Raw genomic sequence first — 13,025 nt, 5'->3', positions numbered from 1 at the left:
TTATTCAGTTTAATATTAGGGCCTGTGGGGAAATTATATATGAGAACGTTGTTAATGTTACTGTTATTGCTGCCACTGACTTTAACGGCAGCGCCATACAACCGTAATGAAGCCCGTGCTGTTAACAAGATAGTCTTCGGCCAAGTCGATACTGTTCGCTATATCACCCAGCAGGAAGTGATTAACTCGCGGCATAACGGCTGGGAAACCTTATTGGGTGGCGTGGTGGGAGGCTTGATTGGCAATCAGTTTGGTGACGGTACAGGCCGTGAGGTTGCAACGGCTGTCGGTGTTGTGGCCGGAGCCAGCATTGCGCATAATCGCCAGCCTGGTCAAACAGTCGTTGAATATCGCCTGGTGGAAATATTGATTAAAACCGATGACGGAAAATTGATTGATGTGATTCAGGATGTCGACCAGAGTATGATTTTCGGCCGGGGTGACAATGTGCGAATTCTCTATTTCAATGAAGGGGTACGGGTGGATAAGGTTTTTTAAAAACGAGGAACTCTCATTCCTCGTTTTTCTCAATTATCAAACCTTAAATACGATTGCACAATTCTGAATAACGGCCGCCTGCCGCCAACAGTTCTTTGTGCTTCCCGTGTTCAATGATTTCGCCTTCATCCATCAGGCAAATCTGATCCATCTGTTCCAGACCCACCAAGCGGTGGGTGATAAACAGAACGGTTTTGTTTTTGGCATGCTCCAGTAGCAGGTTCAGGATCTGCTGCTCGGTACGGCGATCCAGCCCTTCTGTCGGTTCATCGAGCAGCAGGATCGGTGCATCATGTAACAGTGCACGGGCAATACCTAAGCGACGGCGTTCACCACCCGAGATCTGGCGTCCCCCATCACCGAGCCAGGTATCTAACCCCTTACCGTCAAGCAGCACTTGCAGACCGACGCTATTCAGCGCCGCGATAAACTCTTCGTCACTACCTTCCGGTTTTGCCAGTATCAGGTTTTCACGCAATGAGCCGTTAAACACGTCAACGCGCTGGCTGACGACGGTCACGGCTTTCCGGAGTGAGTCTTCATGCCAATCCGGCAGTACCACGTCATCAATACGGATTTGGCCCTGTTGCGGATCCCAGTTTCGGGTCAGAAGCTGAAGCAGAGTAGATTTACCGCAACCAGTACGGCCAAGCAGTGCCAGCTTTTTCCCTTGTTTCAGACTGACGGACACATTGTTCAGTACCGGTTGGTCACTGCCGTAATAGGTATAACTGATATTATCAATAGTGATATCACCCTTCACTGCAGCCTGATGGCCATTTGGATCAAATAGCGTGTCCGGTGTGGCTTCGATGATTTCGTTCAGGCGACGAGCCGATGTCAGGGTCTGCCCCAGATACTGGAAGGCACCCGCAACAGGCATCATCAGCTCAAAGCTGGCCATCGTGGCAAAGGCAACCATGGCGACGAAAGGATCGGGGGCAGCACCACCGACACCGTCAGCGGCAATCCAGATAATCAGTACCAGGGTCCAGCCCGTTGCTGCCATCAGGATGGCATTGGCTAATCCGGTCAGGCTGGCCATCCGGCGTTGCGCTGCCAGCAATAACTGCTGTTCATCTTCTGCCTGCTTGCGGTAGCGTTCTTCCGCATTGAACAGCAATAATTCTGCGTGTCCCTGCAACCAATCCAGCAGCTTAATACGATAGTTGGCTTTGGCATAGGTTAGCGCGGCACCGTTGGATTTACCCAGGCGGTAGAAAATCACTGGCAGAGCTAGCATCAATGTCAGCAGGATAGCTCCCAGGGTCAGGCCGATCGTTAAATCAAACCAGGCCAGAAAGCCGGTGATCGTAAGCAGACCGATAATGCCGATAGTCAGCGGGCTGATCAGGCGCAGGTAAACGTGGTCCATCGCATCGACATCTGCCACCAGACGGTTTAGCAAGTCTGCATCTCGTAAGTTAGCCTGACGGCCCGGAATTAAGGGGGTCAGCTTTTTGAAAAAGAACAGACGCAGATCGGCCAGTAATTTAAAGGTGGCATTATGGCTGACCACACGCTCCCCCCAGCGGCCTGCGGTACGGGCAATTGAGAACCCGCGAACCCCGGCTCCGGGCAGCATGTAGTTGAACGTTTCACGGGCAATAGTTAAGCCTGCAACCGCCGAAGCGGAAATAAACCAACCGGAAAGGGTTAACAGACTCATTGCCGCAAGCAAGGTCGCCAGACCTAATAGCATGCCCAGAGTCAGGCCGAACCAGTGTTTACGGTAGAGCTTCAGGTAAGGGATTAAATCACGCATTGAGATCCCTCTTATCGGTATGGGAAAGCATGTCGGCGAGTAAACCTTCATGACTGATTTGATCGAAATGACCGTTCTGAACCAGCTTACCGTCTTCTAATACCAGAACACGGTCAATGGTCGATAACTGATCTAGGCGGTGGCTGACCATTAACGTTGTTTGGCCTTGTACGGCTTGGCTCAGGCTTTTCAGCACCAGTTTTTCACTGTTAGCATCAAGACTCGCGGTGGGTTCGTCTAAGACCCAAAATGCACCGCTTTGCAGCATGGCACGGGCAACAGCAATACGCTGTGCCTGACCTACAGATAAGCCTCCGGAGCGATCACCGACATGGTGTTGGTAGCCCTTTTCGAGACGGTTGATAAACTCGTCTGCATAGGCCTGTTTTGCTACCAGGCCAACATGCTCATCGGTTGCCAGCGTGTTGCCTAGGGTGATGTTGTCATGGACAGTGCCATGAACGAGCAGCGGGTTTTGTCCCACCCAGCTAATCGCCTGACGCCACTCGCTGTGATCCAGCTCTTTCAGTTCGATCCCGTTGATTTTCAAGCTGCCGCGATAAGGCAGGAAACCGAGCAGGGCATTAAGCAGGCTGGTCTTACCCGCGCCGCTAGGTCCGACCAGAGCAACCTGTTCGCGGGCCAGAATATCGAAGCTTAACGGGCCGGCAAGAACCTGACCCTGAGGGCTCAGTACTTCCAGATCGCTTACCCTGATTTCGATGGTTTCCGGTGACGGCAGTTCTTTGTCACCAGCGGCCATTTCGTCGGCTTCAACGTTAAGAAACTCAACGATCGATTCTGCAGCACCGATAGCCTGGGCCTTAGCGTGGTAGAAGGTACCCAGATCACGCAGTGGCTGGTAGAACTCGGGAGCTAAGACGAGGACAAAAAGGCCGGTAAACAGCGAGATTGGTACACCATAGTGGCCGAAATTTAATTCACCGATAAACGAGAAACCAAAGTAAACGGCAACGATAGCAACCGAAATGGCGGAGAAAAACTCCAGTACTGCAGACGACAGGAAGGCGAGACGCAATACTTCCATGGTGCGTTTACGCAACACATGCGAGGCGGTATGAAGGTTTTCAGCTTCTGCATCCGCGCGGTTAAATAAACGAAGGGTAGACAGCCCTTGCAAACGATCGTAAAAGTGGCCGGAAAGGCGCTGTAATGCTTTAAAGTTACGTCGGTTAGCATCTGCTGCCCCTAAGCCGACTAACGCCATAAACATTGGTACAAGCGGAGCTGTGATTAAAAAAATCAAGCCTGCAGCCCAGTTTATAGGGAAGACTGTCACCAGGATGACGACAGGAACCAGTACCGCAATCGATATCTGAGGGAGGTAGCGAGCAAAAAAATCTTGCATCTCTTCGACTTGCTCAAGAACCAGGCTGGCCCAGGCACCGGCTGGTTTGCCTTTGATGTAAGCCGGTCCCAGACTGTGCAGGCGGTTTAAGATCAGCCGGCGGATATGGAGCCGAATTTGTTCGCCGCAGCGGTAGCCGAAAATTTCCCGCCCCCAGCTGCAAGCTGCGCGTAAGCCTACAATGGCGATCAGGCCGACAAACTGGCTGACGAGTTCATACTTGTCGGTGTGTTCTATGATCAGTTGGTGGAGTATATTGGCTAATAGCGCAGCTTGGCCGACTAAGAGCACCCCTGAAAGGAAACCAAGCCCGACACTCAGCATAAGCCAGCGTTTGGCTAACTTGCTTTGTGATTTTAACCACTGGGTTAAATCACGTTGTAATTGTTTATCCATAAAAAAGGTATCGTTGTTAAACGGTGCGCTGCAGTATGCAGGCAGATGTTGAGCAGACTGAAAAGATCTGGCCGTTATTAACAACGGCCAGAAATAAGATTATTTTTGTTGTTCTAATGCATCCAGATAACGCTCTGCATCAAGGGCGGCCATACAACCGGTTCCCGCCGAGGTAATAGCCTGGCGATAGACATGATCCATGACATCACCGGCAGCGAAGATCCCTTCGACACTGGTTTGGGTGGCATTGCCCTGAGTACCTGACTGGACTTTGATATAGCCGTTGGCCATATCCAGCTGGTCTTCAAAGATTGCCGTGTTCGGCTGATGGCCGATAGCAATGAAGGCACCCATAACGTCAATAGTTTCTGTCGCATCAGATTTGGTATCTTTAATGCGAACCCCCGTAACCCCCATATCATCGCCCAGAATTTCGTCCAGAATGCGATCGGTGTGAAGAACGATATTGCCGTTTTCTACCTTATCCATCAGCCGGTTGATCAGAATCTTCTCTGAACGAAATGCGTCGCGACGGTGAATAAGATGTACTTCAGATGCGATGTTGGACAGGTATAATGCTTCTTCAACCGCAGTATTACCGCCACCCACAACGGCAACTTTTTGGTTACGGTAGAAGAAACCATCACATGTTGCGCAAGCTGACACGCCACGGCCTTTGAAGGTTTCTTCCGACTCCAGCCCCAGGTATTTAGCGGAAGCGCCGGTTGAAATGATTAGCGCATCACAGGTGTATTCACCACTGTCGCCTTTCAGACGAAACGGGCGCTGGCTAAAATCGGTTTCATTGATGTGATCAAAGATGATTTCAGTCTCAAACTTCTCGGCGTGAGCTTTCATGCGATCCATTAGGGCCGGACCGGTTAAACCTTCCGCATCACCTGGCCAGTTTTCAACTTCGGTTGTCGTCGTGAGCTGACCGCCTTGCTGCATGCCCGTGATCATCACTGGGTTCAGGTTGGCACGAGCAGCATAAACCGCGGCGGTATAGCCAGCAGGGCCAGAACCGAGGATGAGCAGATTACAATGTCTTACGTTACTCATTACTTCTCCAGGCTGAATGGGATTATTTCTTATTAAGTGGGTGATTGTAGGTAAATTGGGGGCGTAAAGAAAGCGTGTCATTATGCCAAATGAAATACAGTCCAAAAGAGGGCGTAAAAACGAGGATGATCAGCAGAGCAAAAAGGAAAATCAGCAGGAAGATTTCCCTCATACAGTACGTTCTCAGCGAGATGCTCGGTCGATCAATGCATACTGAGGGCAACGGTGGGATCGGTGAAATGAAGATCGAAGGCATCCGCCACTTCTTTACAAGTCACTTTGCCGTGCATGATGTTCATGCCATTTAAGAACCCTTCATCTTCTAGCAGCGCTTTCTTATATCCCTTGTTTGCCAGGTTGAGTACATAGGGCAGGGTGGCATTGTTTAACGCGATCGCTGAGGTGCGGGCAACGGCGCCGGGCATATTGGCAACACAATAATGGACGACATCATCAACAATATAAGTCGGCTCGGTATGCGTTGTCGGGCGAGAGGTCTCAAAACAGCCGCCTTGGTCGATAGCAACATCAACCAGCGCAGAGCCCTGCTTCATGATTTTGACGTGTTCTGCTGTGATCAGTTTGGGCGCAGCAGCGCCGGGGATCAGTACCGCTCCGATAATCAGGTCGGCATCGATAACCAGATGATCGATGGCTTCTGCGGTTGAATAGATGATTTTCGCCCGGCCTTGAAATTCAGCATCTAATGCCCGTAGTGTCTCTATGTTCCGGTCGAGAATCGTGACGTCAGCGCGCATACCTAATGCGATACGTGCAGCATTCGAGCCAACGACGCCACCACCTAAAATGACGACTTTTGCCGGTTCGACCCCCGGTACGCCACTTAACAATAGCCCGCGTCCGCCCCGCGAATTTTCCAGTGTCTGGGCACCTGCCTGAACAGACATTCGTCCTGCAACTTCAGACATTGGTGCTAAAAGTGGTAATGTACCCTTATTATCTGTTACCGTTTCATAAGCAATACAGACAGCTTTACTCTTTATCAGGTCTTTTGTTTGCAGAAGATCTGGTGCAAGATGGAGATAGGTGAATAAAATCTGCCCTTCGTGGAGCATAGTTCTTTCTACTGCCTGAGGCTCTTTTACTTTGACAATCATCTCTGATCTGGTAAAAACTTCTTTGGCGCTAGAAATAATGAACGCACCGGCAGCTTGATAGTCAGCATCGCTCAGGCCAATACCAGCCCCGGCATTGGTTTCGACGAGGACTTGGTGATTGAGTAAGACAAGCTCACGAACGCTCGATGGGATCAGACCCACGCGGTATTCATGGTCTTTGATTTCTTTGGGTACACCAATGATCATCCTGCTTCCCCCTTGGCATCATAGTGTTATTTGCTATCGGCAAGGTTGTTAATGCGGATCTAATGGCAGTATAGTTTGACTATCAGAGTATTTGATTCTAAATATTGGAAAGTTGTAGTATATTTTTTTGCAAGGAAGTAAGAAGGTGGAATAAAAAATGGTAGATACCAAAAAGAAACCATCCAAGGAATTGGATCGCATTGACCGTAACATTTTGAATGAGCTGCAAAAAGATGGTCGCATTTCGAATGTTGAACTGTCTAAGCGTGTTGGGCTTTCTCCAACACCCTGTCTTGAGCGTGTGCGTCGACTAGAGCGTCAAGGTTATATCAGCGGCTACACTGCACTGTTGAACCCTCAGTTTCTAGATGCATCGCTGCTTGTTTTTGTTGAAATCACGCTAAACCGCGGTGCGCCTGACGTATTCGAGCAATTCAACAAGTCAGTTCAGGAGCTGGAAGATATTCAGGAATGCCATCTTGTATCCGGTGATTTCGATTACCTGTTAAAAACACGCGTATCTGATATGTCGGCTTACCGTAAACTGCTAGGCGAAACACTACTTCGTCTACCTGGTGTTAACGATACCCGCACTTACGTGGTCATGGAAGAAGTTAAGCAAACTAATAACTTGGTTATTAAAACTCGCTAATGACACTGTGAGCTATCTTTGATGGTGATTCGGTTGCTGGTGGCAGAGTGAGGCGAGTGGATCGGGCGGCGTATGCCGCTCGATTTGTTTCTGGACGTGATACCGACAAGTTTTAACCATCTTGGTATTGTCAGCTCCGACCCTGTTGCGAAGTGATATTTTATTTTTATTAAACGCGATCTATTTCGCTTCTGTTCATTTTTACTTTTCAGGCAAGAATCCGTTGTCATCCGAAGACGTCACTCATCAACATAACTCCCCCCGAAAACATTCTGAATGGTCAGATAATCAATAGATTTGGCAGAACGTTGATAAATTGAGCGATTATCACCGTTAATTAACAAAATGATGAATTTTATCAACGCATACACGTCTACAATACTGAGTTTCAGCGTCTTGCTTCCAGTTTTTGTTTCTTACACTGATAACATCACAAATGATCTTAACTGGTATAAGATAGGGCAGATAGAAACGGATTTTTCTGGGTATACAAATGCAGTCAATAATAAATTAATCAATGAATCAACCAACGGGTGTTGGTGGCGGGTGCTGAGATAGCCCGTTTTCAAGATTGGTTATGACGCCGTTTTTTTTGTTATTAAAGTAGAAACACCGGAGTTTTTTTTGAGGAAGGTTAAAGGCAAACAGCAGCCCAAAGCGCGTCTTTCTGGCGGACAGCGCATTCTTGAGAGCTTTCTAATTATCGGCATTCTGGCCGCCATTTTTATCATGGTGGCATTGGTAAGCTTTGATCCCGCCGATCCGTCATGGTCTCAAACCGCGTGGGAAGGCCCCGTCCAAAATAAAGCGGGGGCCATGGGGGCACTCGTCGCAGATACTTTTTTCTTCGCTTTCGGCTCTCTGGCTTATCTCTTGCCGGCCGCCATTGTGCTGGCCGCATGGGTATTATTCAGCCATCGCAAAGAGCCGAAGTCGATTGATTATACGATCTTCGGAACGCGTCTGCTCGGCTTGCTTTTGCTGTTTCTGACCAGCTGTGGTCTAGCCGATTTGAACTTTGATGATATCTGGTACTTCTCGTCCGGTGGAGTGATTGGTGATGTTGTTTCGAATATGACCTTACCTCTGCTCAACATACTCGGTACCACCTTGGTGATGATGTTTGTCTGGGCCGTCGGCTTTACATTATTTACCGGTATTTCCTGGTTATCCATTGTCGATACATTAGGCGACACGACGTTAGGCAGCCTGTCTTGGTTGCTGAACAAGATCCGCGCTGATAAATCAGAAACCCTGACACCGTTTGCGGCCGATATTCCTGATGAGCAGCAAACCCCATATGCACAGCAGATGATCCAATCTCAGCCAGACGCTGATGATGTGTTATTAGCCTCTTACAGCCAGAAATCGGGAGCAGGAGAGCCGTTTGCACAAGAGGAACAATTATCTGCGCGCCAGCCATGGGAAGCCGAAGCTCCGGCTCCGAGAATTGTAATGTCTGGCCGTGCCCAAACGTCCAGAAACGAAGCCGCCGCGGTTGAAGCCCTGGGCGCCGCTGTGGCTGATGAGCACCTTGCCGGCACGGCGTCGGCGCAACAACGTCCGGATCAGGCAATGCTTTCGCCAGCATCCGTTGAGATCACCTCAACGGTACAGGCAAAAGGACTGACCATTGCCCAATTGGAACGTGAACTGGAAAATGACGAAGATTTTACGGTTTATGTCGAAGAGCAAGAGCCGCTGACAGCTCAAAGTAATGTGTTGGCAGCAGATGGGCCTGCAGCAGAACCGGAAATGGCAGAGCATTCATTACAGGAGCCTTATGAGCCGGCTTTAGGTGACTTGTCGCTCGTTAATAACCGCCCTTCTGCCGAGAAGGCCATCGGGCGTGATCAAGCCACGTATCAGGATTTACAGCAAGACGGCGCTGACATACCAGCAAGCATCGTTTTATCGCAAAATGAGCCAGTTTCGGAGCCAAGCCTTCCTAGGGTGGAGGCCAATCAACAACCGATGGACGCCATGCAAGTCACAGAACCTGAGCAAGCTGCTGTTGAGCGTGGTATCGAACCACACACCAGTATCGAGATCGGCGTCCACGACGGCATGTCGGAGTTAGAACGCGCACAACAAGCCGGCGCAGAACCTATGTCCGATGAAGAGATCTTTTTGCAAAAGATCCGGGACGCGCAAAAAGAGCAAGTCCATGCCGCCGGTCTCGATAATCCGTTTTTAATGAAAAAAGGTCCTGATCTACCTGTTCCGACCTCACCCATGCCAACGATTGATTTACTGGCACCGCCAAAGCAAAACGTTGAGCCGACATCAGAAGAAGAGCTGATGGAAACGGCACGGTTAGTTGAGTCAAAGCTGGCGGATTATAAAATAAAAGCCCGGGTGGTCGCGGTGTGCCCCGGGCCGGTTATTACCCGTTATGAATTGGATCTTGCGCCGGGTGTCAAAGTCAGTCGAATTTCCGGTCTGGCAAAAGATTTAGCCCGTGCCTTATCGGCAACGGCGGTACGTGTTGTCGAGGTTATACCGGGCAAACCCTATATCGGTCTGGAGCTGCCTAACCATAGCCGTGAGACTGTGTATATGTCGGAAGTGGTCGACAGCGAGCGCTTCCGAAATATGAAAGGCGCGCTGCCTATCGTATTGGGTAATGACATAGCCGGTGAAGCGGTGGTGGCGGATTTGAGCAAAATGCCGCACTTGCTGGTCGCCGGTACAACGGGGTCTGGTAAATCGGTGGGTGTCAACGTCATGATCCTGAGCTTGCTGTATAAATGTAAGCCGGAAGATTGTCGTTTCATCATGATCGACCCGAAAATGCTGGAACTCTCGATCTATGAAGGGATCCCGCACCTGTTGACGGAAGTGGTTACCGACATGAAAGATGCAGGTAATGCACTTCGCTGGTGTGTGGGTGAGATGGAGCGCCGTTATAAAATAATGTCTGCGGTCGGGGTGCGTAACCTTGCCGGTTATAATGCGAAATTACAGGAAGCGGCAGAGGCCGGCCATCCGATTTATGATCCGTTATGGAAGCCCGGCGATAGCATGGATGAACATCCCCCGTTGTTAGAGAAAATGCCAAGTATTGTTGTTATCATCGACGAATTTGCCGACTTAATGATGGTTGTTGGTAAAAAAGTGGAAGAACTGATTGCTCGCCTGGCCCAGAAAGCACGTGCTGCCGGAATCCACCTTATACTGGCGACTCAGCGCCCATCTGTGGATGTGATCACCGGCTTGATTAAAGCCAATATTCCAACCCGTATGGCATTTACGGTATCGACCAAAACCGATTCCCGCACCATTCTTGATCAGGGCGGGGCAGAGTCGCTACTGGGAATGGGTGATATGCTGTATTTACCACCAGGTCAGAGCCATACCATACGTGTTCATGGTGCCTTTGCGTCAGATGATGATGTGCATAATGTTGTCAATGACTGGAAAGCCCGCGGACGGCCACAATACATCGACAGTATCTTAAATGCAGAGCAAGGTTCAGAAAGCTTATTACCGGGTGAATCTACATCCGCAGATGACGACCGAGATCAATTATTTGATGAGGTTGCCGCTTTTGTAGCAGAAACACGGCGGGGCTCAGTCTCCGGCGTACAACGCAAATTTAAAATTGGTTATAACCGCGCGGCGCGTATTGTGGAGCAACTGGAAGCACACGGGATTGTGAGCCCTCCGGGGCATAATGGTAACCGTGAAGTATTGGCTCCGCCACCGCCACCAAGGGATTAGCCAGAATGGTTAAAAATATAGGTTGTTGAAAATGATTAAAAAAATAGTAATGAGTTTGCTGGTTGCAGCGCCCATAATCGTTTCCACCGCTGCTTGGGCTGATCCGCAGCAAGAGCTAAGTGAGCGGTTAAATCTAGTGAATGCGTTCAGTGCACAGTTTGATCAACAAGTGCTGAGTCCCGAAGGTGATGTACTGGTGGAAGGTCAGGGCGATGTTGCCATTAAACGTCCGAATCTTTTTCGCTGGAATACCGTCACGCCTGACGAAAACATATTGATCTCAGATGGCAAAACGCTGTGGTACTACAGCCCGTTCATCGAACAGGTCACGGCAATGTGGCTGCAAGATGCCACAGAGCAGACCCCATTTGTGTTGCTGACTCGCAATAGTGACAGTGACTGGGCGCATTACAACGTGGCGCAAACGTCAGATACATTTACCCTGACGCCCAAAGACAACACATCCTCAATGGGCAAGTTTGTTGTTACTGTCGCTAAAAGCGGTGAAGTGCGTAATTTCTCTGTTGTTGAACAAGACGGGCAGCGTAGCAATTTTACCTTCCGCCAGTTCAGTAAGCAGATGCCTGAAGGCGGCATGTTTACCTTTTCGCCACCGAAAGGGGTTGAGCTAGATGATCAGCGCAATTAAGTGTTTCAGCGATGAGATGCGCGTATTCTAGTAGCGAGGATCTGGACCCTCGATCCTCGACCCTATCGCAATTGTTTAAATAGGTGGTACTGAGTACCGCCTTTTTCCGTATTAAAGAGAGTGGTTATTTTGAGTAACTTTAGCCTCGATTTTTCTTCTGACTTTCGCCCGCTCGCAGCGCGTATGCGTCCCCGTACTGTAGAAGAGTACATTGGTCAGCACCACATTCTGGGTGAAGGAAAACCGCTGCGTCGTGCGCTTGAGGCGGGTCATCTGCACTCGATGATCCTCTGGGGGCCGCCAGGTACAGGTAAAACGACGTTAGCAGAAGTTGCGGCAAATTATGCCAACGCCGAGGTCGAACGAGTCTCTGCCGTTACCTCTGGGGTCAAAGACATCCGTGCTGCGATAGATAAAGCCAGAGACAATAAGATGGCCGGTCGCCGTACTATCTTGTTTGTCGACGAGGTGCACCGCTTCAACAAAAGCCAGCAAGATGCTTTTTTGCCGCACATCGAAGACGGCACGGTGACGTTTATCGGCGCGACCACGGAAAATCCCTCTTTCGAGTTGAACAACGCATTGTTGTCACGTGCCCGGGTCTATAAATTGAAATCGCTGGAAACGGAAGAAATTCTGGCGGTCATCGAGCAGGCGTTGGCCGATAAGAGCCGCGGCATCAGCGATACTAATATGCGCTTCGTCGATGATGTAACAGAACGCTTGGCCGAGCTGGTTTGTGGTGATGCCCGTATGGCGCTGAACTATCTTGAGCAGCTCATCGATATGGCGGAAGAAGACGGCAGCGGCATTAAGCAGATCACCTTATCTTTGCTGGCTGAAGTGGCCGGAGAGAAGATTGGTCGTTTCGATAACAAAGGCGATCTGTGGTACGACATGATTTCCGCTCTACATAAATCGATCCGGGGCTCGAATCCTGATGCGGCACTGTATTGGTATGCCCGTATGCTGCAAGCGGGCTGTGATCCGCTGTACGTCGCTCGTCGTTTACTGGCAATTGCTTCGGAAGATGTCGGCAATGCCGATCCGCGCGGTATGCAGATTGCGGTTTCTGCCTGGGATTGCTTTACCCGGGTGGGGGCATATGAAGGTGAGCGGGCGATTGCTCAGGCAATCGTCTATCTGGCATGTGCACCGAAAAGCAATGCGGTCTACGTCGCCTTTGCGAATGCGAAAGAAGATGCCCGTAACCACCCTGATTATGAAGTACCACCTCATTTACGTAATGCACCAACCAAGTTAATGAAAGAATTAGGCTACGGGGCTGAGTATCGTTATGCCCATGACGAGCCTGGTGCCTATGCGGCCGGAGAGAACTATTTTCCACCGGAAATGAAAGAGACACGTTACTATCAGCCGACAAATCGAGGCTTAGAGACCAAAATTGCAGAAAAGTTGGATTATCTTGCTTCTTTAGATGCCAAAAGCTCATTAAAGCGCTACCAATAATAAGGCTTTTTGGGTATCGTTGAACAATTGACGTCAGACTTGCTGGCGTATGGAAAAATAAGATTATTTTGACATGAATTGTCTGAATAACATGCATTTCAGAATATTTAAGAGCA

General features: G+C 49.7%; 9 protein-coding genes. 5 read left to right on the top strand and 4 right to left on the bottom strand.

Annotated elements, in window-relative coordinates; genetic code table 11:
- Nucleotides 1-39: 39 nt before the first annotated feature.
- Nucleotides 40-498 (top strand): glycine zipper 2TM domain-containing protein, encoded by a 459-nt coding sequence (locus R3289_RS02285; protein ID WP_318923801.1) that lies wholly within the window; start codon nucleotides 40-42, stop codon nucleotides 496-498.
- Nucleotides 499-541: 43 nt separating this feature from the next.
- Here R3289_RS02285 and cydC read toward each other — a convergent pair whose 3' ends face one another.
- From cydC to ald, 4 genes are all read right to left on the bottom strand, one after another.
- Nucleotides 542-2,263, bottom strand: coding sequence for a heme ABC transporter ATP-binding protein/permease CydC (gene cydC, locus R3289_RS02280; protein WP_318923800.1), 1,722 nt, complete (start codon nucleotides 2,261-2,263; stop codon nucleotides 542-544).
- Entirely contained in the window at nucleotides 2,256-4,028 is a 1,773-nt protein-coding gene (gene cydD, locus R3289_RS02275) for a heme ABC transporter permease/ATP-binding protein CydD (protein ID WP_318923798.1), read from the bottom strand. The genes cydC and cydD overlap by 8 nt, the downstream gene beginning before the upstream one ends.
- 99 nt (nucleotides 4,029-4,127) lie before the next feature.
- A complete protein-coding gene (gene trxB, locus R3289_RS02270; RefSeq protein WP_318923797.1) occupies nucleotides 4,128-5,090 on the bottom strand; it encodes a thioredoxin-disulfide reductase in 963 nt (320 codons plus the stop codon).
- A gap of 203 nt (nucleotides 5,091-5,293) precedes the next feature.
- Nucleotides 5,294-6,415, bottom strand: coding sequence for an alanine dehydrogenase (gene ald, locus R3289_RS02265; RefSeq protein ID WP_318923796.1), 1,122 nt, complete (start codon nucleotides 6,413-6,415; stop codon nucleotides 5,294-5,296).
- Nucleotides 6,416-6,572: 157 nt separating this feature from the next.
- Between ald and lrp the strand changes: the two genes are divergently transcribed.
- The 4 genes from lrp (at nucleotide 6,573) to R3289_RS02245 (ending at nucleotide 12,909) form a co-directional block, all read left to right on the top strand.
- Nucleotides 6,573-7,067: a leucine-responsive transcriptional regulator Lrp gene (lrp, locus tag R3289_RS02260; protein ID WP_007467256.1), complete on the top strand. Its 495-nt coding sequence runs from the start codon at nucleotides 6,573-6,575 to the stop codon at nucleotides 7,065-7,067.
- Nucleotides 7,068-7,691: 624 nt separating this feature from the next.
- Nucleotides 7,692-10,790 carry a DNA translocase FtsK gene (locus tag R3289_RS02255; protein ID WP_318923790.1) on the top strand — a complete coding sequence of 1,033 codons (3,099 nt, stop codon included), beginning with the start codon at nucleotides 7,692-7,694 and terminating at the stop codon, nucleotides 10,788-10,790.
- A gap of 31 nt (nucleotides 10,791-10,821) precedes the next feature.
- Complete coding sequence (lolA, locus tag R3289_RS02250) at nucleotides 10,822-11,439, top strand: outer membrane lipoprotein chaperone LolA (protein ID WP_318923787.1); 618 nt, start codon at nucleotides 10,822-10,824, stop codon at nucleotides 11,437-11,439.
- A 129-nt stretch (nucleotides 11,440-11,568) separates the two neighbouring features.
- On the top strand, nucleotides 11,569-12,909 hold the full coding sequence (locus tag R3289_RS02245; protein ID WP_318923786.1) for a replication-associated recombination protein A: 1,341 nt from the start codon (nucleotides 11,569-11,571) through the stop codon (nucleotides 12,907-12,909).
- The last annotated feature ends 116 nt before the right edge of the window (nucleotides 12,910-13,025 follow it).

Source organism: Photobacterium sp. (assembly GCF_033720175.1).
Classification (GTDB): Bacteria; Pseudomonadota; Gammaproteobacteria; order Enterobacterales; family Vibrionaceae; genus Photobacterium.
The sequence above is the reverse complement of the archived record's forward strand: the minus strand, read 5'-3'. Positions and strand labels throughout refer to the sequence as shown.